The sequence below is a fragment of the Ralstonia soli genome (genome assembly GCF_023955655.1).
Taxonomy (GTDB): Bacteria; Pseudomonadota; Gammaproteobacteria; order Burkholderiales; family Burkholderiaceae; genus Ralstonia; species Ralstonia soli.
The window spans coordinates 536,115-559,326 of sequence record NZ_JAMXHT010000006.1 but is presented as its reverse complement, the minus strand read 5'-3'; the positions used below and the strand labels follow the sequence as shown (position 1 = coordinate 559,326).

Here is a 23,212-nt window from a genome sequence, read left to right as displayed (position 1 = left end):
TCAATGTGCGATGCGGCGCCAAGTGACTGATATTCCGCTGTTCACGGGGTTTTCCCTGAGAAAGCGCGGCGTTGGTGGCGGCGTCGGCTTTGGCTATCATGGCACTTTATTTGGAAACGATTTCAGCATGACGGTGCGAATCAAGGACGTGGCGGCAGCAGCGGGCGTGTCGGTGGCAACGGTGTCGCGCGCGCTGGCCGGTGGCCCGGTGAGCGCGGAACTGCGCCGGCGCGTCGATGCAGCGGTGGCGGCGTCGGGGTATCGGCCGAACCTGTCGGCGCGGCGGCTGCGCTCGCAGCAGGCGCAGACCGTCGGGCTGATCGTGTCGGACATCCGCAATCCCTTCTTCACCAGTGTCAGCCGCGCGGTGGAAGACGCCGCCTATGCCGCGGGGTTGCGCGTGATCTTGTGCAATTCCGACGAAGACCCGGACAAGGAGGCGATGTACCTGCGCCTGATGGAGGAGGAGCGGGTGACGGGGGTGATTCTCTCGCCCACGCGCGGCATTGCCGAGGCGCAGCGGGCGGTGGACCCGGGCTATCCGGTGGTGCTTATCGACCGTGCCGGTCCGGCGTGCGGCACCGATGCCGTCGTGCTCGACAACCAGCAGGCTGCGCAGGCGCTGGCCGAGCACTTGGTCGCGCAGGGCTATCGTCGCATCGGCGGCCTCTTCGGGCGTACCAGCAGCACGGGCGCCGAACGCCAGGCCGGCTTTGCCGCCGCGCTGGCGCGCCATGGCCTGAGCGCCGAAGCGCGCTTCATCCTGCCGACGGCCGAGGCCGCTGAGGCCGAGGCGCTCGCGTGGCTGTCGGCCGACGATCGGCCCGAGGCGCTGGTCGCGAGCAACGCGCAATCGCTGCTCGGGGTGCTGCGCGCGTTGCGCCGCCTGTCGCTGGACGTGCCGCAGGACATTGCCGTCGCCGGTTTTGACAACGAACCTTGGACCGAACTCACCGGCCCCGGCATCACCGTGATCGAGCAGCCGGTGTACGACATCGGCCGCATGGCGATGGCGATGCTGCAGGACCGGCTTGCGCAGCCGGCATTGCCGGCCCGGCGTGTCTTGTTGACCGGCCGACTGGTGACACGGGGTTCGACGCCACTACGTGGGGCGACCATGTCGCTGGGTGGGGAGACCATGCGGATGCGTGGGGCATAGCGCGCGATTACAATTTCCGGATCAACGCGGCCGCGTATGTTGTCTGGCCGCCACCCCATTCCGGAGCCTCCGATGTCCACCCAAGTCATCCGTGCCGCCTGCCCGCACGATTGCCCCGACACCTGCGCCTTGCTCGTCACCGTGGAAGACGGCCGCGCCACCCGCGTGCAAGGCGACCCGGAACACCCGACCACGGCCGGCGTGCTCTGCACCAAGGTCAACCGCTACACCGAACGCACGTATCACCCGAACCGTCTGCTCACGCCGATGAAGCGCGTGGGCGCGAAGGGCGAGGGCAAGTTCACGCCCATCACCTGGGACGAGGCGCTCGACACCATCGCCGCGCGCCTGGGCGACATTGCAGCGCGCAACCCGGAAGGCATCCTCCCGTACAGCTACGCCGGCACCATGGGGCTGGTGCAAGGCGAGAGCATGGCCGCGCGCTTTTTCCACAAGCTGGGGGCATCGCTGCTCGATCGCACCATCTGCGCGTCGGCCGGCGCGACGGCGCTGCGCTACACGTACGGCGCGAGCCTCGGCATGGACATCGAACACGTGCAGGATGCCAAGCTGATCCTGATCTGGGGCGCCAACCCGATCGCCTCGAACCTGCACTTCTGGACGCGCGCGCAGGAAGCCAAGCGGCGCGGCGCCACGCTGGTCGCGATTGATCCGTACCGCTCGCTGACGGCCGAGAAGTGCCATCGCCATCTGGCCGTGCGCCCCGGCACCGATGCGGCGCTGGCGCTGGCAATGATCCACGTGCTGATCCGCGATGACTTGCTTGACCACGATTACATCGCCAACCAGACGCTCGGCTTCGATGCGCTGCGCGAGCGTGCACAGCAATACACGCCTGAATATGCGGCCACGCTGTGCGGCATCGAGGCGGCGGATATCGAGTGGCTCGCCAAGCTGTACGGCACGACGGTCGTGCGCGACAGGCAGCCGGCCGCCATCCGCCTGAACTACGGCATGCAGCGCGCTCACGGCGGCGGGCAGGGTGTGCGCGCGGTGGCGTGCTTGCCGTCGCTGGTGGGGGCATGGCGCGATGCGGCGGGTGGGTTGCAACTGTCGACGTCGGGCTTTTTTCCCATCGACAACGCCAAGCTGCAGCGCCCGGACCTGCTGCCCCATGGGCTTCCGCGCACGATCAACATGAGCACCATCGGCGATGCGCTCCTGCATACGGGCGATGCGTCGTTCGGCCCGAAGGTGGAAGCGGTGGTCGTCTACAACAGCAACCCCGTGGCCGTGGCACCGGACTCGCGCAAGGTGGCAGCCGGCTTTGCGCGCGAAGACCTCTTCACCGTGGTGCTGGAGCACTTCCAGACCGACACCGCCGACTACGCCGACATCCTGTTGCCCGCCACCACGCAGCTCGAACACGTGGATGTGCACAAGGCCTACGGCCACACTTACGTGCTGGCCAATAACGCGGCCATCGCGCCGATGGGGCAGTCGTTGCCGAACACCGAGATCTTCCGCCGACTCGCGCAGCGCATGGGTTTTGCCGATGCCTGTTTCGCCGATTCCGATGACGACATCGCCGCCCAGGCGGTGCGCCGCGACGACCCCGCCGCCGCGCACATCGACTGGGAAACGCTCAAGCGCGAGGGCTGGCAAAAGTTGGCGCACCCCGCCGCGCCGCTTGCGCGTGGCGGCTATCGCACGCCGTCCGGCCGCTGCGAGTTCTATTCCGAGCGGATGGCGAAAGACGGGCTCGACCCGCTGCCCGGCTATGTGCCGCCGCACGAATCGGCCGTTAGCACGCCGGAACTGGCCAAGCGCTATCCGCTGTCGATGATCTCGCCGCCGGCGCGCAATTTCTTGAACTCCACGTTCGTCAACGTTGACAGCCTGCGCAGCACCGAGGGCGAGCCGCATCTCGACATCCACCCTGACGATGCACTGCCGCGCGGTGTGGTCGACGGCGAACTCGTTCGCATCTTCAACGACCGCGGCACGATGCAGGCGCGCGCCCGCGTGACGGATCGCGCCCGGCGCGGGGTGGTGGTCGGCCTGTCGATCTGGTGGAAGAAGCTCGCGCCTGACGGCACCAACGCCAACGAGCTGACCAGCCAGCGCCTGACCGACATGGGCCGCGCACCCACCTTCTACGATTGCCTGGTGGAGGTCGCCCCGGTCGCGCAGCCTGCCTGACGAGGCGATCATGCGTGCCGCACGCGCGCTGTGCCTCGCGTTGTCGCTGGCCGGTTCGGTGCTGCTGGCCGGCTGTGACACCGTCGGCTATTACTACCAGTCGGTCACCGGGCATCTCTCGCTGATGGCGCAGCGCGAGTCGATCGACCAGGCTATCGAAGACGCACGCGCCACGCACAACGACACGCTCGCCAAGCGCCTGGAGGATGCCCGCAGCATCCGCATCTATGCCTCGCGCGAGCTGGGCCTGCCAGACAACGGCAGTTATCGCGTGTATGCCAACCTCAAGCGCCCGTTCGCGGTGTGGAACGTGTTTGCCGCGCCGGAGCTGTCGGTCAAGCTCAAGGAGTGGTGTTTCCTCGTTGTCGGTTGCGTGACGTATCGCGGCTACTACGACCGCAACGCCGCCACAGCCTACGCCGACACCCTGCGCGCCCAGGGACTGGACGTGGACGTGGCCGGCATTCCTGCGTATTCCACACTGGGTTATTTCGACGACCCGCTGCTCAACACCTTCGTCGGCCTGCCCGAGGGCGAACTCGCGCGGCTGATTTTTCATGAGCTCGCGCACCAGGTGGTCTATGCCAAGGGCGATACGGCGTTCAACGAATCGTTCGCCACCACGGTCGAGACGATCGGCGTCGAACGCTGGCTGGCCGATGCCGCCACGCCGGACATCCGCGCCGAATACGCCACATACGATGCCCGCCGCGTACAATTCCGCGCCCTGTTGCTGGACTACCGCAATCGGTTGGAAAGGCTGTACGCGAGCCCAGTGTCCGACGATGAAAAGCGTGCGGGCAAGCGCACCATCTTCGCGAGCCTGCAGGCCGACTACGCCAAGCTCAAGGCAAGCTGGGGCGGCTATACCGGCTACGACCGCTGGTTTGCGCAGCCGCTGTCGAACGCGCATCTGGGCGCGGTGGCGAGCTACCTGGAGTGGGTGCCGGCATTCACGGCACTGTACCGCCGAGATGGCGGCGACTGGGCGCGCTTCTACGCCGACGTCAAGGCCATGGCACGCGAGCCCAAACCGGAGCGCGAGGCGGCGTTGCGGCGGCTCGCACCGCCCGCACTGACGGACGGCACAGCGACGCAAAAGTGATGCCAGCGACAGTTTCTGCACCAGTTTCAAGCATGCCGGGGTGTTCAAGGCGCGTCTGAGGGAACTGTCTAAGTTATTGTTTTGACACAAACATCCGCGTACGATGCGGAAAAAATCGAACGACCATTCGAAAAAAAATCGACAATCGCCCAGGAGACACACCCATGGATAAACCGTGGCTGAAGCAGTACCCCGCCGGGGTGCCGGCCGAGATCGATGCCTCGCAGTATCGATCGCTGGCCCATCTGCTTGAGGATTCTTTCCAGAAGAACCGCAACCGCCGTGCGTTTGAATGCATGGGCAAGGTGCTGACCTACGGCGAGCTCGATACGCTCTCGCGCCAGCTGGCGGCATGGCTGCAATCGCGCGGCCTGGCGCCGGGCGCCCGCGTTGCGCTGATGATGCCGAACGTGCTGCAGTACCCCGTGGCGCTGGCCGCCGTGCTGCGCGCCGGTTACGTGGTCGTCAACGTCAACCCGCTCTACACCCCGCGCGAACTGGAACACCAGCTCAAGGACAGCGGCGCTGAAGCCATCATCATCCTGGAGAACTTCGCGACGACGCTGCAGCAGGTGCTGCCCAACACGCCGGTCAAGCACATCGTGGTGGCCAGCATGGGCGACCTGCTCGGCGGCCTCAAGGGCATGCTGGTCAACTTTGTCGTGCGCAACGTCAAGAAGATGGTGCCGGCGTGGGAGTTGCCCAACTGCATCCGCTTCAACACCGCGCTGGAAGAGGGCGCCAAGCAGACGCTCAAGCCGACTTCCGTCGGGCCGGATGACGTGGCCTTCCTTCAGTACACGGGCGGCACGACCGGCGTGTCGAAGGGCGCGACGCTGCTGCACCGGAACATCGTCGCCAACGTGCTGCAGTCCGAGGCATGGATGAACCCGGCGCTCACCAAGCCCGGTCGCGACGGCCGCATGCTGGCTGCCGACGAAGAAATCATCACCATCACCGCGCTGCCGATGTATCACATCTTTGCGCTGACGGTGTGCTGCCTGCTGTCGATGCGCAAGGGCGGGCTGGCGGTGCTGATCCCGAACCCGCGCGACATCCCGGGCTTCATCAAGGTGCTCAAGGAGTATCGCTTCCACATGTTCCCGGCCGTGAACACGCTGTACAACGCGCTGCTGAACAACCCCGAGTTCAAGGACGTCGACTGCTCCAACCTGCGTGTGGCCAACGGCGGCGGCATGGCGGTGCAGGAGGCCGTGGCCAAGAAGTGGCTCGAGGTGACGGGCTGCCCGATCATCGAAGGCTATGGCTTGTCGGAAACCTCGCCGTCGGCCATCTGCAACCCGACCAATACCGACAAGTTCTCGGGCACCGTCGGCCTGCCGATCCCGTCCACCGAAATCGCCATCCGCGATGACGAAGGCCACGATCAGCCGATCGGCCAGCCTGGCGAAATCTGCATTCGCGGCCCTCAGGTCATGGCCGGCTACTGGAAGCGCCCGGATGAGACCGCCAAGGTCATGTACGCCGATGGCTTCTTCAAGACCGGCGACGTAGGCGTGATGGACGAGCGCGGCTTTACCAAGATCGTCGATCGCAAGAAGGACATGATCCTGGTGTCGGGCTTCAACGTGTATCCGAACGAGATCGAAGGCGTGGTGGCGATGTGCCCGGGCGTGCTGGAAGTGGCCGCCGTGGGCGTGCCCGACGTGCACTCGGGCGAGGTGGTGAAGCTGTTCGTGGTGCGCCGCGACCCGACGCTCACCGAAGCCAAGCTGCAGGAGTTCTGCAAGGATCAGCTCACCGGCTACAAGCGTCCGAAGTTCATCGAGTTCCGCAACGAGCTGCCGAAGACGAACGTTGGTAAGATCCTGCGGCGTGAGCTGCGCGATGAGGCGGTGAAGAAGCGGGCCTGAGTCTGCGTCAGCGCAAAGAAAAAGCCGCGAGGATTCGCGGCTTTTCTATTTGTCGGGGCTGGCTAACCGACGTACAGCAGGATGCTGACGAACTGGCACGCACTCCCTGCCAGCACAAACACATGCCAGATGCCGTGAAAGTGCCGCACGCGCTCGTCAAAGACGAAGAAACCGATGCCCGCGGTATAGAGCGCACCGCCTGCCACCAGCCACCACAGGCCCGGCGCGGGCAGCGCGGCCGCCAGCGGGCCCATCGCAATCAGCACCAGCCAACCCATCACCACATAGATCAGCAGCGAGAAAACGCGTGTGCGGCGGCCGATCCAGAGTTCCTGCGCGATGCCGATGGCCGCCAGCGCCCAGATGATGCCGAACAGCGTCCAGCCCCACGGACCGCGCAGCGTCACCAGCGCAAACGGCGTATAGCTGCCGGCAATCAGCAGGTAGATGGCGCAATAGTCCAGCCGCTGGAAGATGCCCTTGGCCGGCCCGCGCAGGCTGTGATACAGCGTCGAGATGGTGTAGAGCAAGACCAGCGTGGTGCCGTAGACCACGGAGCTGACCACTTTCCAGGCATCGTGGTGCAGCGCCGAGGATGTCACCAGCACCGCCATGCCAGCGGCAGCAAGGATGGCGCCGGCCAAGTGGCTGAAGCCGTTGAAACGTTCTCCGTGATACATGCGTTGAACTCTCCAGGCGAACTCGGTTGATGCGCATTCTGGCGAACTACAATCCCGCCATGCCCGGCACCGACCTCAAAATCACGTCCCATTTGTCCATTCCGGAATCGGAACTGGTGGAGCGCTTCGTGCGCGCGAGCGGGGCCGGTGGGCAGAACATTAACAAGGTATCGACGGCCGTGGAGCTGCGCTTTGATATCGCCCAATCGCCCGCGTTGCCGGACGCGGTGCGCGCTCGCCTGTTGGCAAAGCGCGACCGCCGTTTGACCGACCAGGGCGTCTTCGTGATCGACGCGCAGCGCTTCCGGACTCAAGACCGCAACCGCCAGGATGCCCGTGAGCGGTTGGCAGCGTTCATCGCGACTGGGCTCTCGGTGCCCAAGTCGCGCATTGCCACCAAGCCCACGCGCGCTTCCAAGATCCGCCGTTTGGAGGGCAAGCGCGCGCGTAGCGACATCAAGCGCGGGCGCTCCGGCGGTAGTTCGTGGGACTAACGCGGCTTACATCAAGCTCGCGTCGCGCGTCTCGCGCATGCACAGCACGCCGATCAGGCTGACGGCAGCCGCCGTCGACACATACATCCCCACCCAGCTCAAGCCCCCCTGCGCCGCAAGCACCTGCGCGATGTACGGCGCAATCGACGCACCCAGAATGCCGCCCAGGTTGTACGACACGCCTGCGCCCGTGTAGCGCACGTTGGTCGGGAACAGCTCCGGCAGCAGCGCGCCCATCGGCGCGAAGGTCACGCCCATCAGGAACAGCTCGATGATGAGGAACAGCGCCACCAGCGGCGTTTGCCCGCTACCCAGCAGCGGCGCCATCGTAAAGCCCGACAGGATGGCCGCGATGATGCCGACGATCAGCACCGGCTTGCGCCCAAAGCGGTCGGACGCCCACGCCGACAGCGGCGTTGCCAGCCCCATGAACACCACCGCCAGGCACAGCAGCCCCAGGAAGCTCGGGCGCGAGAAGTGCAGCGTGCTCACGCCGTACGACAGGGAGAACACCGTCGAGATATAGAACAGCGTGTAGCAGACCACCATGGCGAGCGCGCCCAGCAGCGTCGGCCACCAGTGGTGCGCGAGCAGCGTGGCGACCGGCACCTTCACGCGTTCCTGGCGGTCGATGGCAGCCTGGAAGGCGGGCGTCTCGGCGATCTTCAATCGCACATACAGGCCCAGCGCCACCAGCACTGCGCTCACCAGGAACGGCACGCGCCAGCCCCAGCTGCGGAACTGCTCGTCCGACAGCGCGATCGCCAGCCCGAAGAACAGCCCGTTCGAGGCCAGGAAGCCCACTGACGGCCCCAACTGCGGAAACATGCCGAACCATGCGCGCTTGCCTGCCGGCGCGTTCTCGGTCGCCAGCAGCGCCGCGCCGCCCCATTCACCGCCCAGGCCGATACCCTGGCCGAAGCGCAGCACGCACAGCAGGATTGGCGCCAGCGTGCCGATGCTGTCATACCCCGGCACGAGCCCGATCAGCGTGGTCGATACGCCCATCACCAGAAGTGAAGCGACCAAGGTGGATTTGCGCCCGATGCGATCGCCGAAGTGGCCGAACAGGAACGAGCCGATCGGCCGCGCAATAAAGGCGATCCCGAATGTGACGAACGCCGACAGCGCCTGCGCCGTGGCCGAGCCATGCGGAAAGAACACCGGCCCGATCACCAGCGCTGCGGCCGTGGCGTAGACGTAGAAATCGTAGAACTCGATGGCCGTGCCGATGAAGCTCGCAAAGACGATGCGTGAGCGGCTGGTTTCGGCGGCCGTGCCGGGTGCGGAGGGCGCCATGGCGGGGGAAGTGGAAGAGGACATGCAGGTCTCCCGTAGGGGGTCGCGTTGTTGTGGTTATGAAAGGCCGCTCATTGTGCGCTGTGCTGCCAGAGGGCTCAATTCTGGGCGGATGGCCGACCATGCAAAAAGGCACCCGAAGGTGCCTTCCTGCGCCCGCCAAGGAGAGGGGCGGCGGGCAAAAGCGAAACTGCGCGTCAGAACTTGTGACGAATACCGACGGCCGCGCCCAGCTGGTTGGTCGAGTCCGGCGTGATGAAGTACGTCTGCGATGCGGCCGGCAGGTAGCCCACCGACGTCTGCGCACCCGTTGCCGGGTTGGTCACGTAGCCGATCGAATCCCAGTTGAGCGAAGCGTTGCGTGCGTATGCGGCCGTGAAGTACACGTCCGTACGCTTGGACAGGGCGTAGTCGGCAATGAAGTTCCATTGCTGCGGGTTGCGCGGGTTGACCGTGGCGCCGCCGATGGTCGCTTCCTTGATGTTGTCGTAGTAGTACGACAGCGTCAGGCCCAGCGCCGGGGTGGCCTGGTAGTTCACGCCCAGCCAGTAGAGATCGTCGCGGTGCGGCGTCAGGGCTGCTGCGGCGCCGCTCGACGGCGCTGCGGTGTTGCCATAGCGGTAGCCGCCCATCAGCTTGACCGGGCCCATGGTGTAGCTGGCTGCAACAGCCGCCCGCTTGTCGCGGGCGTATTCGTTGCCACCCGACAGGCCCAGCGCTTCCGCCGCCGTCAGCACCTTCACCTCGTCATACGCCACGCCCAAACCGAACGGACCGGCAAAGTAGTTCGCGCCGGCGCCGTAGCCCGAGTTGGCCGTGTTGCTGCCTGCACGCTCGCCGAACATCCAGTGCGCCTCGACCGTCACCGGACCGAAGGCGGCGCCGTACTTGACCACGTTGTCTTCACGGAAGTTCGCGCCCAGCAGACCCACGACCGGTTCCCACTGCGTGGCGTAACCGCTCGGTGAGAAGTTCGCCATCATGTCGAAGATCGTCGTGTACTGGCGGCCCAGCGTGATCTTGCCCCAGTTGCCCTGCAGGCCCACGAAGGCTTGCCGGCCGAACAGGCGACCGCCTTGCTGCAGCGTGCCGGTGTCCATGCCGAAGCCGGATTCCAGCACGAACAGACCCTTGAGGCCGCCGCCGATATCTTCGACGCCGCGCAAGCCCCAACGGTTGGAAGACAGGCCACCGGCCTGCATGGCGACGCGCGATCCGCTGCTGCCCGGAATGGCGACACCGGCCGCCGTAACGGCCTGCTCATGGTTGACGTATTCGACGTTCGCGTCGACCACGCCATACAGCGTCACACTCGACTGAGCCTGCGCAACACCCGCAAACGTGCCCAGCACTGCCACTGCCAGCAGCGATTTCTTCATCGGTCGGTCTCCAGATCCTTATTTATTGAGTTGGGTGGCGGGCAGACCCTCCGTTTCCGTCTCCCCGCCCCATGACTTTCAAACGAAGTCGCTGACTAATGTATCAACGCGTTACAGGGCTTGGTCGAAATTTGCGAACGAATGTTCGTAAACGCGCGTTTGCTGTCTGATCCCGGCAACAGGCTGTTTCCGAATTCGGAATAGATCACCGATGTGCGCCCGCCATTTCTTGCGATTTTCGATGCGATCCGCGCGCCTGCAGGGTTATCCCGTACAGTTGTGTTTGGACGATCCGGTTCTGACCGCAAGCAAGGTCTTGGCTGGCGCCGGCCTTACAATGGCGATTGCGCCGCACGCCATTGCCGGCGGCGCCTGCACTCATGCTCGACCGCTTCATTCCCGAATTCGACCGTGCCTTGCGCGCGGTGGCCGGCATCACCCGCGCCAGCCGACCGAACCCCGCTGATGCCGTCATCGCGGCTCTCACCTCCGCAGACGATGCGGCCAAGCTCTCCGAGGCCGACCGCCGCCACGCCGCCGGTCTGATGCGGGTGAACCACGTGGGCGAGGTCTGCGCCCAGGCGCTGTATCAGGGCCAGGCGCTCTTCGCGCGAGACCCGGCCATCCGAGCCCAGCTCGACGAAGCCGCACGCGAAGAAGAAGACCACCTCGCCTGGTGCGCCCAGCGCCTGCAGGAATTGAACGACCGCCCGAGCCTGCTCAACCCGCTGTGGTACGCCGGCGCATTCACCATCGGCGCGGTGGCGGGGCGCCTGGGCGACAAGATCAGCCTCGGCTTCGTCGCCGAGACCGAGCGCCAGGTCGAGCACCATCTCGATGGCCATCTCGACACATTGCCCGAACAGGACACCCGCTCGCGCGCCATCGTGGCCCAGATGCGCGATGACGAAATCCGTCACGGCGATCACGCGCGCCAGGCCGGTGGTATCGACCTTCCTGCGCCCATCCGCCAAGCCATGCGTGCCGCGTCACGCATCATGACCACCACCGCTTACCGCATCTGACGCCCGTGCCGCCGCCCGGCGGCACATCGCGCTCCTCCATTCGCCCGAGCGCTCTCGTCTGCGGTCGATTCGCTCGAATTGCGGGTGTTACTGCGTGCGGTTCTCTCACGTGGTTTCTACATAAACCGCGCTATCTCCTTCATTTGATTGGGAAAACTGTTTGGCGCTGCAGTGCGGTGCGCGCTAAGTCATTGTTCTGATTGCAAATTTTCCCTCTCGCAAGGCTCCGCAAGCCTTGACCGCCTAAAGTCGTTCCTCTAAAGTGGGAAACAGTGTCAGAAAGTGTAGTTTTGTGGTTTGAACAGGTCGTTTTGCGGGCCATTTCCAAGCGGTTACGGAGAGAGAATCCAACGTGTTCCAGGGTGCGTCGGCGCTGACGCTGGATGCCAAGGGGCGGATGTCCATTCCGTCGCGGCACCGCGAAGCGCTTCAGCTGCAGGCCGAAGGCCGGGTGACTGTGACTAAGCACCCGGACGGTTGCCTCATGCTGTTTCCGCGCCCCGAGTGGGAACGCTTTCGCGAGCGCATTGCCGCGCTGCCGATGGAAGCCCACTGGTGGAAACGGATCTTCCTGGGCAGTGCCGCCGACGTGGAACTCGATACCGCCGGCCGCGTTCTCATCACCCCTGAACTGCGCACGGCGGCTGGCCTGGAACGCGACGTGATGCTGCTCGGCATGGGCAGTCACTTCGAAGTCTGGGACGCCGCCACGTACACCGCGAAGGAGCAGGCCGCCATGGCGCAAGGCATGCCCGACGCCCTCAAGAATTTCTCCTTTTGATGACGCGAGATGACTACCCAAGCCAGTACGGGACTGCGCCATCAAACGGTGCTTTTAGACGAAGCGGTCGATGCGCTGATCTGGCGCGACGACGGCATCTATATCGATGGAACTTTCGGGAGGGGCGGGCACAGCCGGCGCATCCTGGAGCGGCTGGGGCCCGGCGGCAGACTCGTCGCCTTCGACAAGGACCCGGCAGCAATCACCGAAGCGGGCACCGTAGAGGATGCCCGCTTCGCTATTGAGCATGACAGCTTCGCGCAGATGGCCCAGTGCCTGGACGTGCGCGGCATTGAACGGGTGGCCGGCGTGCTGCTCGATCTGGGCATCAGCTCGCCGCAGATCGACGAAGGCGCACGTGGCTTCTCGTTCCGGATGGACGGCCCGCTCGACATGCGGATGGACACCACGCGCGGCATCACCGCAGCCCAATGGCTGGCCGAGGCTGACGAGCGCGACATTGCGAGGGTGATACGGGACTATGGGGAAGAACGGTTTGCTGTACAGATTGCAAAGGCGATTGTTGCTCGCCGGAGCCAATCCGGGGATCGAGGTCCTCTCGATCGCACATCCGAGCTTGCCGCGCTCGTGGCGCAAGCCGTCAAAACACGCGAGAAGGGTCAAGACCCTGCGACCCGCACCTTTCAAGCTTTACGGATTCACGTCAATCAAGAGCTTGCGGACCTCGAAACCGGTCTGAAGGCCGCCTTTGATCGCCTGGAACAGGGGGGACGTCTCGTCGTGATCAGCTTCCATTCGCTGGAAGACCGCATCGTCAAGCGCTTCATGCAGGCCCTGGCGCGCCCGGAGCAATCCGCCGCGCCGGAAATGCGTCGGGCGCCGCTGCGTGCGCATGAGCTGCCGGCGCCGCAGTTGCGCCTGCTTGGCCGCGTAAAGCCGTCGGAGGCCGAGGTGTCGGCCAACCCGCGTGCGCGCTCGGCCATCATGCGCGTGGCAGAGCGTTGCTGATCGACGAGGCCGCCTGATATGAACCGCCTGAACATGTTCCTGCTGACCGCGCTGGTGCTGTGCGCGCTGTCGCTGGTCAACGCACAGCATCAGGCGCGGCAACTGTTTGTCGCGCTGGATCGCGCGCAGGCGGAAGAGAAGCAACTGAATATTGACTGGTCGCGCCTGCAATATGAGCAGAGCGCGCTGGGCAAGAGTGCTCGCATTGCCGACATCGCGAGCAAGCAATTGAAGATGGCGCCCGCCCAGGCGGGCCGCACGCAGTATCTGCAGGGGTTTGCCGATGTGCCGGCGGCTGGGGCCAGTGCCTCCACCACGGCCAGCGCGCCCACGGCTTCAGGAGTCCAGCCATGAGCGGCGCACGCAAAACCAACGGCACCACGGCGCGCGCGCGCCTGGGCCAGTTCTCCGCCAGCCCGGTGCTCGGGCTGCGCTTGCCGATGTGGCGCTCGAAGCTGGTCGTGTTCCTGATGTTCGCGGCGTTCGTGGCGCTCATCGGCCGCGCACTGTGGATTCAGGGGCCAGGCAACCGCTTCTATGAAGCCGAGGGCAAGAAGCGCTTCCAGCGCACGCTGGAGCTGCCGGCCACGCGCGGCAAGATTCTCGATCGCAACGGTCTGGTGTTGGCGACCAGCCTGCCGGTGAAGGCCATCTGGGCTGTGCCGGAAGACGTTCCGAACGACGTGCCGGGCGCCGACATGCAGAAACTGGCCAAGCTGCTCGGCATGAGCAACAAGGAGCTGGCCGCCAAGCTGGGCGAAGACAAGGGCTTCGTCTACCTCAAGCGCCAGGTGTTGCCCGACGTGGCCGACCAGATTGCCGCGCTCAAGATCGACGGTGTTTATCAGACGCGCGAGTACAAGCGCTTCTACCCGGAAGGGGAGGCGATGGCGCACATCGTCGGCTTCACCAACGTCGAGGACAAGGGTCAGGAAGGCATGGAGCTGGCGCGCGAGTCGGACCTTGCGGGTGCCGCCGGTCAGCGCCAGGTGATCAAGGACCGCCTGGGCCGCGTGGTGGAAGATGTGGGCGTGCTCAAGGCCCCGCGCGACGGGCATGACCAGACCCTGTCGATCGACGCCAAGATCCAGTACCTGACCTTCAACGAACTGAAGGCCGCCATTGAGCGCACGCACGCCAAGGCGGCCAGCGCCATCGTGCTGGATGCCCAGACCGGCGAGGTACTGGCACTGGCCAACTACCCCACGTACAACCCGAACGACCGCAGCCGCCTGTCGGGCGAGCAGCTGCGCAACCGCGTGCTGACCGACACCTTCGAGCCCGGCTCGATGATGAAGCCGATCACCATCAGCCTGGCGCTGCAACTCAAGCGCGTGACGCCCAACACGCTGGTGCAGACCAATGGCAAATTCAGCTTCGAAGGCGCCACCATTTCGGACACGAGCAACTACGGCACGCTGACGGTCGCGCAGGTCATCCAGCACTCGAGCAACATCGGTACGACCAAGATCGCGATGACGCTCAAGCCGCAGGAAATGTGGGACATGTTTACCAGCGTCGGCTTGGGGCAGGCGCCCAAGATCGGCTTCCCAGGCGCGGTGGCGGGGCGGCTGCGGCCGGCCAACAAGTGGCGCCGCATCGAGCAGGCGACCATGTCGTATGGCTACGGCCTGTCGGTATCGCTGTTCCAGATCGCGCATGCCTACACCATCTTCGCGCACGACGGCGAGCTGATCCCGATCACGATGTACCGCACCAACGGCCAGCCGCCGCAGGGCGAGCGTGTGATCTCGCCAGAGGTGGCACGGCAGGTCCGTCAGATGCTGGAAACGGTGACGGCGCCCGGCGGCACCGCGCCCCAGGCCCAGGTGATGGGCTACCGCGTGGGTGGCAAGACCGGCACGGCCTGGAAGCACACCGGGCGCGGCTATGACCGCTCCAAGTATCGTGCCTCGTTCATTGGCCTGGCGCCGATGTCGAACCCGCGCATCATCGTGGCGGTGAGCGTGGACGAGCCCACCGTGGGCAACCGCTATGGCGGCGGCGCGGCCGGGCCGGTGTTCTCGCAGATCGTGGGCGGCACCCTGCGCGCGCTGAACGTGCCGCCGGATTCGCCCGTGCGCCAGCTCGTGATGACCCCGGAGGTGCCGGAAGAACCCGTGGGAGGGCTGCAATGACCAGCCGATCCACCAGCACCTTGACGTCCGATCGCACGCCCATCGCCGTGCGTCTGGCGCCCGTGCTCGACTGGCTGCGTACGCAAGTGCCCGCCGGCGCCGACATCACCAGTGACACGCGCAAGCTCAAGACGGGCGATGTGTTCGTCGCCTATGTGCTCGGTAACGTGCGCCAGCATGGCGATGGCCGTCCGCACATTCCCCTGGCCATCGAGGCCGGCGCTTCCGCCGTGCTGGCTGAAGCCCACGGCTATGCCATGCCCGCCGACACACCCGTGCGCATCCTTCCCGTGGACGGCCTGGCCGAGCTGGCTGGCCCGCTGGCCGCGCAGTGGTACGGCGTGCCGGGGCCTGAGGCGCTGCGTGTGATTGGCGTGACCGGCACCAACGGCAAGACGTCGTGTTCGCAGTGGATCGCGCAGGCGCTCACCAAGCAGGGCGAGCGTTGCGCAGTGGTGGGTACGCTCGGCACGGGGTTTGTCGACGCGCTGGTAGCCACGGGCTTCACCACGCCGGATGCCATCCAGCTGCAGCACAGCCTCGCCGACCTGCACCGCGCGGGCGCCCGCGCCATCGCCATGGAAGTGTCGTCGCACGGCCTGGAGCAAGGCCGCGTGGACGGTACCCGCTTCGACATCGCGGTGTTCACGAACCTCACGCAGGATCACCTGGACTATCACGGCACCATGGCCGAGTACGAGCTCGCCAAGGCACGCCTGTTTGGCTGGCCGGGCTTGCGTGCGGCTGTCATCAACCGTGACGACGCGGCCGGCGTGCGGCTGCTGCAGAGCGCGCGTGCAGAGATCGACACCATCGAATACGGCATTGACGGCGACGCTGCCGCGCAGAACGGTGCCAGGCAATGGCTGCGTGCCACCAACGTGCGCGCACACCGCACCGGCACGACGTTCGATGTGGACGGCAGCTTTGGTCACGCGACGGTGCATGCGCCGACGGTCGGCTTGTTCAACGTATCCAACTTGCTGGGCGTGCTCGGCGCGCTGCTGGCGGCCGGTGTGCCGTGGCAGGACGCCATCGCTCGCCTGGAAAAGCTCACGCCTGTGAGCGGCCGCATGGAACGCTTCGGCGGCGAAGATGGCCCCCTGGTGGTGGTCGACTACGCCCACACGCCCGATGCGCTGGAGCAGACGCTGCGCGCACTCGCGCCGATTACCGAAACGCGCGGCGGCAAGCTCTGGGCCGTGTTCGGCTGCGGCGGCGATCGCGACCCCGGTAAGCGCCCGCAGATGGGCGCCATCGCCGAGCGTCTGGCGCAGCACGTGGTGCTTACTTCCGACAATCCGCGCAGCGAAGATCCGCAACACATCCTCGACGAGATCGCTGATGGCATGGACAACCCCCATGCCGCCGCGCAGATCGAAGATCGCGCCGCCGCCATCCTGCACGCGGTGCGCCACGCCGACGCGCATGACGTGATTGTCGTGGCCGGCAAGGGGCATGAATCGACGCAGGAAATTGCTGGTCGCAAGCGGCCGTTCTCTGATCAGGAACATGTGCGCCTGGCGCTCGCAGCACGGGGGGTGAACGCATGAGCCCCGTGATGATGCGCGCTGCCGATGCCGCGGCCAGGATGTCCGGCGCGCACCTGGCCGGCCCCGACGCCGCCATCCTGCGTGTGACGACCGACAGCCGCGCCGTGCAGCCCGGCGATCTGTTCGTCGCGCTGATCGGCGAGCGCTTTGACGCGCACGACTTCCTGCCCGAGGTAGTGGCGCGAGGCGCGGCGGCCGTGTTGGTATCGCGCGCGCCGGCGGCCACGCTGGATATGTCCAACGTGGCGGTGCTCACCGTGGCTGACACGCGCGCGGGTCTGGGCCAGCTCGCCGCCGGCTGGCGCCGCCAGTTCCCGATTCCGGTCGTGGCGGTGACGGGCAGCAACGGCAAGACCACGGTCAAGGAGATGATCTCCGCGATCTTCGCGCAGGCCGTGGGCGAGGACGCCCGTCTGGCGACCGCCGGCAACTTCAACAACGACATTGGCTTACCGCTCACGCTGTTCCGCCTGAATGCGCAGCACAAGCTGGCGGTGCTTGAACTTGGCATGAACCATCCGGGCGAAACGGCCGCGCTGGCCGCCATCGCCCAGCCGACGGTGGCGATGATCAACAACGCGCAGCGCGAGCACCAGGAATTCATGGTCAGCGTGCAAGCGGTGGCCGAAGAACACGCCGCCGTGCTGGCCGCGCTGCCGACCGACGGCGTGGCGGTGTATCCGCGCGATGCCGCCAACGGTGGTGAATACGCGCCGGTGTGGCAAGCGGCCGCGGGCTCGCGCCGTGTGCTCGATTTTGGTATCGATGCCGGCGCCGTGCGCGGCACCGTAGCGGACACCGCCGACGGCCAGCGCATCGACGTGCAGGCCCCGGGCCAGCGCTTCGTCATCACGCTGCCGCTGCTGGGTTTGCACAACGCGCGCAACGCCTTGGCGGCGACGGCCTGCGCGCTGGCCGCCGGTGTGGCACCCGACGTGATTGCGCAGGCGCTGGGCAACTTCGCGCCGGTCAAGGGCCGGCTGCAGCGCAAGCCGGGCGCGCACGGTGGCCTCGTCATCGACGACACCTACAACGCGAATCCGGATTCCGTGCGTGCAGCCATCGACGCGCTCGTCACGCTGCCGGCGCCGCGCTGGCTGGTGCTCGGCGACATGGGCGAAGTGGGCACGCAGGGTCCGGCATTCCACGAGGAGATCGGCGCGTATGCGCGCGAGCGCGGCATCGATGCGGTGCTGGCGACCGGCGAACTGGCGCGCCACACGGTGGATGCCTTTGGCGCGGGCGCACGGCATTTCGCGTCTGCCGAAGACCTGATTGAACACGGCGTGCCGGGCATTGCACCGGCCGCGACAGTATTGGTGAAGGGCTCGCGCTTCATGCGAATGGAACGCATTGTCGAAGCGCTGGTCTTGAAAGACCCGGCTGCACAAGTTGAAACACGAGCAGCGACCGGATCTTCCACACAACAGAAGCATTAAGGGAAGCAAGAACCCATGTTATTGGCATTGGCGCAATGGCTGCAGAACGACTACGGCTTCCTGCGCGTCTTCAACTATCTGACGTTCCGGGCCGTGATGGCATCCCTCACGGCGCTGGTGATCGGCCTCGGGTTCGGGCCGCTGGTGATCCGTCGGCTGACCGCATTGAAGGTCGGCCAAGCTGTGCGTACGGACGGCCCGCAGACCCACCTGGTCAAGGCCGGTACGCCCACCATGGGCGGTGTGCTGGTGCTCATCGGCATTGCCGTGTCCACGCTGCTGTGGGCCGATTGGGGCAACCGCTTCATCTGGATCGTGCTGCTGGTCACGCTGGGCTACGGCGCGATCGGTTGGGTGGATGACTACCGCAAGGTGGTGTACCGCGACCCGAAGGGCATGTCCTCGCGCGAGAAGTTCTTCTGGCAGACCGTGATCGGCCTGTTTGCCGCGGCGTACCTGGCGTTCTCGGTGTCCGAGACCAGCAACATGCGCGTGCTCGAGCTGTTCATGGACTGGGTGCGCAGCGGCCTGTCGCTGAACCTGCCGGCCAAGTCGCACCTGATCGTGCCGTTCTTCAAGGAGATCAGCTACCCGCTGGGCGTGTTCGGATTCATCATCCTGACGTACCTCGTCATCGTCGGCTCCAGCAATGCGGTGAACCTGACGGACGGACTGGACGGCCTCGTCATCATGCCGGTCGTGCTGGTGGGTAGCGCGCTGGGCGTGTTCGCCTACGTGATGGGCAGCGCCGTCTACAGCAAGTACCTGCTGTTCCCGCACATCCCGGGCGCGGGCGAACTGCTGATTTTTTGCTCGGCGATGGCCGGCGCCGGCCTGGCGTTCCTGTGGTTCAACGCGCATCCGGCGCAGGTGTTCATGGGTGACGTCGGCGCACTGGCACTGGGCGGCGCGCTCGGCACCATCGCCGTGATCGTGCGCCAGGAGATCGTGCTGTTCATCATGGGCGGCATCTTCGTGGCCGAGACTGTCTCAGTGATGCTGCAGGTGATGTGGTTCAAGTTCACCAAGAAGCGCTACGGCGAGGGCCGGCGCCTGTTCCGCATGGCGCCGCTGCACCACCATTTCGAGCTGTCCGGCTGGAAAGAGACGCAGGTGGTCGTGCGCTTCTGGGTCATCACCATGATGCTGGTGCTGATCGGCCTGTCGACCCTGAAGCTGCGGTGACGGACATGGTAGACATGATCGAGCCCACCGCACCCGAGGACGACGACATGGCCCCCCCGCCGGAAGCGGCAGTGGAGGCCGTGACCGCCACGTTCGACTCCGCCGAGCCGATGCCCGCTGCCGAGACCGCGCAGTCGCCGCGCATGTTCGGCGAGTTCGACGCGCCGTTCGTGCTGGTGCTCGGCCTGGGCGAATCCGGCCTGGCGATGGCGCGCTGGTGTGCTCGCCATGGCGCACGGGTGCGCGTGGCCGACACCCGCGAAGCACCGGCCAACCTGCCGACGCTGCGCGCCCATGTGCCGGACGCCGAGTTCGTGAGCGGCCCGTTTGCCGTGTCGCTGCTGGAAGGCGTGACGCTGGTGGCGATCAGCCCCGGCCTGTCGCCGCTGGATGCCAATGTCGCCGCGCTGCTGGCTGACGCCAATGCATGGACCGTGCCGGTGTGGGGCGAGATCGAATTGTTTGCGCGCGCGCTGGCGGGGCTCGAGTCCGCACAGGGTTACGCGCCGCGCGTGCTGGCCATCACCGGTACCAACGGCAAGACGACCACTACCGCGCTCACGGGCGCCCTGGTCGAGCGCGCCGGCAAGACCGTCGGCGTAGCGGGCAACATCAGCCCGTCGGCGCTGGACAAGCTCACCGAGTGTGTCGACGCCGGCACGCTGCCCGACGTGTGGGTGCTGGAGCTCTCCAGCTTCCAGTTGGAAACCACGCACACGCTCGACGCCGACGCCGCGACCATCCTGAACATCACGCAGGATCACCTCGACTGGCACGGCACGATGGACGCCTATGCCGCCGCCAAGGGCCGCATCTTCGGCGCCAACACCGCGCGCGTGCTGAACCGCCAGGACGCGGGCGTGATGGCTTTCGCCAGCAAGACCGGTGGCGACGTCACCTTCGGGACCGACGAGCCCGCCACGCCCGATGCACTCGGCCTGCTACGCGAAGGCGGCATGCCGTGGATCGTGCTGGCCGAAGCCGACCAGGACGATCTGCCGAAACCGACGCGCCGCAAAAAGGGCGACACGCCCCCCCCCGCGCCCGTGCCGGTGCGCCTCAAGCGCCTGATGCCAGCCGACGCGCTGCGCATCCGCGGCCTGCACAACGCCACCAACGCGATGGCCGCACTTGCGCTGTGCCGCGCAATTGGTCTGCCGATCAGCGCGCTGTTGCACGGCTTGCGCGATTACGCCGGCGAGCCGCATCGGGTCGAGCTGATCGCCGCGTTTGACGATCTCGAATTCTTTGACGACAGCAAGGGCACCAACGTCGGAGCGACGGTGGCGGCGCTCTCGGGCCTGTCCAAGCACGTGGTGCTGATTGCGGGCGGCGATGGCAAGGGCCAGGACTTCTCGCCCCTGGCCGCGCCGGTCGCGCAGTACGCGCGCGCCGTGGTGCTGATCGGTCGCGATGCGCCGCTGATCCGCGAGGCGCTGGCCAATACCGGTGTCACGTTGCTCGATGCCCCGACGCTGGAGGCCGCCGTGCAGGAAGCGGCCGCACTCGCCCAACCGGGCGATGCCGTATTGCTGTCGCCGGCGTGCGCAAGCTTCGACATGTTCCGCAATTACGAACATCGCGCCCAGGTGTTCCACGAAGCCGTGGCCGCGCTGGCCGCAGACCGGGGAGTGATGCTATGAGCGACGCCCAGATCAAGCGCAGCGGCTTCATCGGCGCGACCATCGGCAACGCGTGGGGCGGCCTGCGCGATGCCGTCTCGGGCGTCAAGCCGACGCGCTCCAAGATGATGGAGTACGACCAGCCGTTGATGTGGGTGGCGATCGTGCTGCTGGGTCTCGGCCTGGTGATGGTGTATTCGGCGTCGATCGCGCTGCCGGATTCGCCCAAGTACGCGAATTACAGCAACGGCCACTTTCTGACTCGCCACATCTTCTCGCTGGTGATCGGCGTGGTGGGTGCCGTCGTGGCGTTCCAGATTCCGGTCAAGTTCTGGGACAAGTACGCGCCCAAGCTGTTCATCATCGCGCTGGTGTTGCTGATCGTGGTGCTGGTGCCGCACGTGGGCAAGGGCGTGAACGGTGCCCGCCGCTGGCTGCCGCTGGGCGTCATGAACTTCCAGCCGTCAGAGCTGATGAAGCTGGCGGTGGTGCTGTATGCCGCCAACTACACGGTGCGCAAACAGGACTGGATGCAGAGCGTGCGCAAGGGCTTTTTGCCGATGGGCGTGGCGGTGGCCTTCGTGGGTGCGCTGCTGCTGCTGGAGCCCGACATGGGCGCGTTCCTGGTGATCGCGGCCGTGGCGATGGGCATCCTGTTCCTGGGCGGCGTGAACGGCAAGCTGTTCGGCGGGCTGGTCCTGACGGCGGTGTCGACGTTCTCGCTGCTGGTTCTGCTGTCGCCGTGGCGGCGCGAGCGGATCTTTGCCTACCTGAATCCGTGGCAAGAGGAATACGCGCAGGGCAAGGCATACCAATTGACGCATTCGCTCATCGCCTTCGGCCGCGGCGAGTGGACCGGCGTTGGCCTGGGCGGCAGCATCGAAAAGCTGCATTACCTGCCGGAAGCGCACACCGACTTCATCCTCGCTGTGATCGGCGAGGAGCTTGGCTTCATCGGCGTGCTGATCGTGATCCTGCTGTTTTACTGGATGGTGCGCCGCTCGTTCGAAATCGGCCGTACCGCACTGCAGCTTGATCGCACGTTCGCTGGGCTGGTTGCCAAGGGTCTGGGTATCTGGATCGGCTGGCAGGCGTTTATCAACATGGGCGTGAACCTCGGCCTGCTGCCGACCAAGGGCCTGACGCTGCCGATGGTGAGCTACGGTGGTTCGGGCATCTTGATGAACTGCGTGGCGGTCGCGCTGTTGCTGCGTATCGACTATGAAAACCGCGTCATGATGCGTGGGGGCAAGGTATGACGGCAGGTTCGTCACCGCGCACCCTTCTCGTCATGGCCGGTGGTACGGGCGGCCACATCTTCCCCGCGCTGTCGGTGGCCAAGCTGTTGGCCGCGCGCGGCTGGAAGGTCGTGTGGCTGGGCAATGCGAACGGCATGGAAGGGCAACTGGTGCCCAAGCATGGCTTCCCGCTGGAGTCGGTACAGTTTGGTGGGCTGCGCGGCAAGGGCCTCGTCACCAAGTTCCTGCTGCCGCTCAATCTGCTGCGCGCGTTTTGGCAGAGCCTCGGCGTCGTGCGTCGCGTGCGTCCGAACGTGGTGCTGGGCATGGGCGGCTATATCACCTTCCCGGGCGGCATGATGAGCGTACTGCTGGGCCGCCCGCTGGTGCTGCACGAACAGAATTCGATTGCCGGTCTTGCCAATCGGGTGCTCGCACGCGTGGCCGATCGCGTGCTGTGCGCGTTTCCGAACGCGCTGTCCGGCGCCGAGTGGGTCGGCAACCCGATCCGCGCCGATCTGGCAACGCTGCCGTCGCCGCAGGCGCGCTACGCCGAGCGCACCGGCCCGCTGCGCGTGCTGGTCGTGGGCGGCAGCCTGGGCGCCGCGGCGCTCAACGACACAGTACCGAAGGCGCTGGCGCTGCTGCCGGCCAACACGCGCCCGATCGTCATCCACCAGGCGGGCGCCAAGCAGATCGACACGCTGCGCGCCAACTACGCTGCCGCCGGCATCGATGACGCGCATGCGCAGGCCGTGCCCTTCATTGACGACATGGCCGCTGCCTATGCGCATGCCGATCTCGTGATCTGCCGCGCGGGTGCCATGACGGTTTCCGAGGTGGCCGCCGCGGGTGTCGCTGCATTGTTCGTGCCGTTCCCGCATGCGGTGGACGACCACCAGACCACCAACGCGCGCTTCCTCTCTGATCGCGGCGCGGCCTTGCTGGTGCCCCAGCCGGAACTGAGTCCGGCATCGCTGGCGGATACACTCGCGCACCTGACGCGTGCTCAATTGGCCGATATGGCGGCTAAAGCACGCGAGCAGGCGCGGCCCGAAGCGGCCGAGCGTGTCGCCGACGTTTGTGTTTCGGTGGCAAGGGCATAGGGA

The 23,212-nt window shown here is 66.1% G+C and carries 19 protein-coding genes; 16 read left to right on the top strand and 3 right to left on the bottom strand.

From position 1 onward, the window contains the following. The first annotated feature begins 127 nt into the window (after nucleotides 1-127). The 4 genes from NG900_RS18530 (at nucleotide 128) to NG900_RS18515 (ending at nucleotide 6,301) form a co-directional block, all read left to right on the top strand. Entirely contained in the window at nucleotides 128-1,159 is a 1,032-nt protein-coding gene (locus NG900_RS18530; RefSeq protein WP_252682821.1) for a LacI family DNA-binding transcriptional regulator, read from the top strand. 72 nt (nucleotides 1,160-1,231) lie between these two features. After that, entirely contained in the window at nucleotides 1,232-3,322 is a 2,091-nt protein-coding gene (locus NG900_RS18525; protein ID WP_252682820.1) for a molybdopterin-containing oxidoreductase family protein, read from the top strand. 10 nt (nucleotides 3,323-3,332) lie between these two features. Then, nucleotides 3,333-4,427, top strand: a complete 1,095-nt coding sequence (locus tag NG900_RS18520) for an aminopeptidase (protein WP_252682819.1) — start codon at nucleotides 3,333-3,335, stop codon at nucleotides 4,425-4,427. A 164-nt stretch (nucleotides 4,428-4,591) separates the two neighbouring features. Further along, nucleotides 4,592-6,301 carry a long-chain fatty acid--CoA ligase gene (locus NG900_RS18515; RefSeq protein ID WP_252682818.1) on the top strand — a complete coding sequence of 570 codons (1,710 nt, stop codon included), beginning with the start codon at nucleotides 4,592-4,594 and terminating at the stop codon, nucleotides 6,299-6,301. A gap of 62 nt (nucleotides 6,302-6,363) precedes the next feature. Here the strand turns inward: NG900_RS18515 and trhA are convergent, their stop codons facing one another. After that, complete coding sequence (gene trhA, locus NG900_RS18510; RefSeq protein ID WP_252682817.1) at nucleotides 6,364-6,981, bottom strand: PAQR family membrane homeostasis protein TrhA; 618 nt, start codon at nucleotides 6,979-6,981, stop codon at nucleotides 6,364-6,366. Nucleotides 6,982-7,040: 59 nt separating this feature from the next. On the opposite strand from trhA, the gene arfB reads away from it, so the two are divergent. Continuing rightward, nucleotides 7,041-7,475: an alternative ribosome rescue aminoacyl-tRNA hydrolase ArfB gene (gene arfB, locus NG900_RS18505; RefSeq protein WP_252682844.1), complete on the top strand. Its 435-nt coding sequence runs from the start codon at nucleotides 7,041-7,043 to the stop codon at nucleotides 7,473-7,475. Nucleotides 7,476-7,481: 6 nt separating this feature from the next. Here the strand turns inward: arfB and NG900_RS18500 are convergent, their stop codons facing one another. Together NG900_RS18500 and NG900_RS18495 are read right to left on the bottom strand one after the other, a co-directional pair. Further along, the gene (locus tag NG900_RS18500; protein WP_252682816.1) at nucleotides 7,482-8,798 is read right to left on the bottom strand and encodes an MFS transporter; all 1,317 of its coding nucleotides are present in this window, start codon (nucleotides 8,796-8,798) and stop codon (nucleotides 7,482-7,484) included. Nucleotides 8,799-8,971: 173 nt separating this feature from the next. Further along, nucleotides 8,972-10,153: a porin gene (locus NG900_RS18495; protein WP_252682815.1), complete on the bottom strand. Its 1,182-nt coding sequence runs from the start codon at nucleotides 10,151-10,153 to the stop codon at nucleotides 8,972-8,974. A 380-nt stretch (nucleotides 10,154-10,533) separates the two neighbouring features. Between NG900_RS18495 and coq7 the strand changes: the two genes are divergently transcribed. From coq7 to murG, 11 genes are all read left to right on the top strand, one after another. Further along, entirely contained in the window at nucleotides 10,534-11,178 is a 645-nt protein-coding gene (gene coq7 / locus NG900_RS18490; RefSeq protein WP_252682814.1) for a 2-polyprenyl-3-methyl-6-methoxy-1,4-benzoquinone monooxygenase, read from the top strand. A 352-nt stretch (nucleotides 11,179-11,530) separates the two neighbouring features. After that, nucleotides 11,531-11,959, top strand: a complete 429-nt coding sequence (gene mraZ, locus NG900_RS18485; RefSeq protein WP_104657203.1) for a division/cell wall cluster transcriptional repressor MraZ — start codon at nucleotides 11,531-11,533, stop codon at nucleotides 11,957-11,959. Between the two features lie 9 nt (nucleotides 11,960-11,968). Then, entirely contained in the window at nucleotides 11,969-12,928 is a 960-nt protein-coding gene (gene rsmH / locus NG900_RS18480; RefSeq protein WP_252682813.1) for a 16S rRNA (cytosine(1402)-N(4))-methyltransferase RsmH, read from the top strand. 18 nt (nucleotides 12,929-12,946) lie between these two features. After that, the gene (gene ftsL, locus NG900_RS18475; protein ID WP_252682812.1) at nucleotides 12,947-13,282 is read left to right on the top strand and encodes a cell division protein FtsL; all 336 of its coding nucleotides are present in this window, start codon (nucleotides 12,947-12,949) and stop codon (nucleotides 13,280-13,282) included. Continuing rightward, complete coding sequence (locus NG900_RS18470) at nucleotides 13,279-15,066, top strand: peptidoglycan D,D-transpeptidase FtsI family protein (RefSeq protein ID WP_252682811.1); 1,788 nt, start codon at nucleotides 13,279-13,281, stop codon at nucleotides 15,064-15,066. The genes ftsL and NG900_RS18470 overlap by 4 nt, the downstream gene beginning before the upstream one ends. After that, complete coding sequence (locus NG900_RS18465; protein ID WP_252682810.1) at nucleotides 15,063-16,619, top strand: UDP-N-acetylmuramoyl-L-alanyl-D-glutamate--2,6-diaminopimelate ligase; 1,557 nt, start codon at nucleotides 15,063-15,065, stop codon at nucleotides 16,617-16,619. The genes NG900_RS18470 and NG900_RS18465 overlap by 4 nt, the downstream gene beginning before the upstream one ends. After that, nucleotides 16,616-18,058, top strand: coding sequence for a UDP-N-acetylmuramoyl-tripeptide--D-alanyl-D-alanine ligase (locus NG900_RS18460; RefSeq protein WP_252682809.1), 1,443 nt, complete (start codon nucleotides 16,616-16,618; stop codon nucleotides 18,056-18,058). The genes NG900_RS18465 and NG900_RS18460 overlap by 4 nt, the downstream gene beginning before the upstream one ends. A 15-nt stretch (nucleotides 18,059-18,073) precedes the next feature. Next, complete coding sequence (gene mraY, locus NG900_RS18455; protein ID WP_252682808.1) at nucleotides 18,074-19,243, top strand: phospho-N-acetylmuramoyl-pentapeptide-transferase; 1,170 nt, start codon at nucleotides 18,074-18,076, stop codon at nucleotides 19,241-19,243. Nucleotides 19,244-19,386: 143 nt separating this feature from the next. After that, nucleotides 19,387-20,886: a UDP-N-acetylmuramoyl-L-alanine--D-glutamate ligase gene (gene murD, locus NG900_RS18450; RefSeq protein WP_252682843.1), complete on the top strand. Its 1,500-nt coding sequence runs from the start codon at nucleotides 19,387-19,389 to the stop codon at nucleotides 20,884-20,886. After that, nucleotides 20,883-22,124: a putative lipid II flippase FtsW gene (gene ftsW / locus NG900_RS18445; protein ID WP_252682807.1), complete on the top strand. Its 1,242-nt coding sequence runs from the start codon at nucleotides 20,883-20,885 to the stop codon at nucleotides 22,122-22,124. The genes murD and ftsW overlap by 4 nt, the downstream gene beginning before the upstream one ends. Further along, nucleotides 22,121-23,209, top strand: coding sequence for an undecaprenyldiphospho-muramoylpentapeptide beta-N-acetylglucosaminyltransferase (murG, locus tag NG900_RS18440; RefSeq protein WP_252682806.1), 1,089 nt, complete (start codon nucleotides 22,121-22,123; stop codon nucleotides 23,207-23,209). Before ftsW ends, murG begins: the two co-directional genes overlap by 4 nt. Nucleotides 23,210-23,212 lie beyond the last annotated feature (3 nt).

Excerpts from the sequence above, each read along its gene's own strand:
- coq7 (WP_252682814.1), top strand. The coding sequence starts at position 10,534 with ATGCTCGACCGCTTCATTCCCGAATTCGACCGTGCCTTGCGCGCGGTG.
- NG900_RS18500 (WP_252682816.1), bottom strand. The coding sequence starts at position 8,798 with ATGTCCTCTTCCACTTCCCCCGCCATGGCGCCCTCCGCACCCGGCACG.
- ftsL (WP_252682812.1), top strand. The coding sequence starts at position 12,947 with ATGAACCGCCTGAACATGTTCCTGCTGACCGCGCTGGTGCTGTGCGCG.
- NG900_RS18460 (WP_252682809.1), top strand. The coding sequence starts at position 16,616 with ATGAGCCCCGTGATGATGCGCGCTGCCGATGCCGCGGCCAGGATGTCC.
- NG900_RS18520 (WP_252682819.1), top strand. The coding sequence starts at position 3,333 with ATGCGTGCCGCACGCGCGCTGTGCCTCGCGTTGTCGCTGGCCGGTTCG.
- NG900_RS18525 (WP_252682820.1), top strand. The coding sequence starts at position 1,232 with ATGTCCACCCAAGTCATCCGTGCCGCCTGCCCGCACGATTGCCCCGAC.
- NG900_RS18495 (WP_252682815.1), bottom strand. The coding sequence starts at position 10,153 with ATGAAGAAATCGCTGCTGGCAGTGGCAGTGCTGGGCACGTTTGCGGGT.
- ftsW (WP_252682807.1), top strand. The coding sequence starts at position 20,883 with ATGAGCGACGCCCAGATCAAGCGCAGCGGCTTCATCGGCGCGACCATC.
- NG900_RS18470 (WP_252682811.1), top strand. The coding sequence starts at position 13,279 with ATGAGCGGCGCACGCAAAACCAACGGCACCACGGCGCGCGCGCGCCTG.
- rsmH (WP_252682813.1), top strand. The coding sequence starts at position 11,969 with ATGACTACCCAAGCCAGTACGGGACTGCGCCATCAAACGGTGCTTTTA.
- arfB (WP_252682844.1), top strand. The coding sequence starts at position 7,041 with ATGCCCGGCACCGACCTCAAAATCACGTCCCATTTGTCCATTCCGGAA.
- mraY (WP_252682808.1), top strand. The coding sequence starts at position 18,074 with ATGTTATTGGCATTGGCGCAATGGCTGCAGAACGACTACGGCTTCCTG.
- NG900_RS18530 (WP_252682821.1), top strand. The coding sequence starts at position 128 with ATGACGGTGCGAATCAAGGACGTGGCGGCAGCAGCGGGCGTGTCGGTG.
- NG900_RS18515 (WP_252682818.1), top strand. The coding sequence starts at position 4,592 with ATGGATAAACCGTGGCTGAAGCAGTACCCCGCCGGGGTGCCGGCCGAG.
- murG (WP_252682806.1), top strand. The coding sequence starts at position 22,121 with ATGACGGCAGGTTCGTCACCGCGCACCCTTCTCGTCATGGCCGGTGGT.
- trhA (WP_252682817.1), bottom strand. The coding sequence starts at position 6,981 with ATGTATCACGGAGAACGTTTCAACGGCTTCAGCCACTTGGCCGGCGCC.
- murD (WP_252682843.1), top strand. The coding sequence starts at position 19,387 with ATGTTCGGCGAGTTCGACGCGCCGTTCGTGCTGGTGCTCGGCCTGGGC.
- NG900_RS18465 (WP_252682810.1), top strand. The coding sequence starts at position 15,063 with ATGACCAGCCGATCCACCAGCACCTTGACGTCCGATCGCACGCCCATC.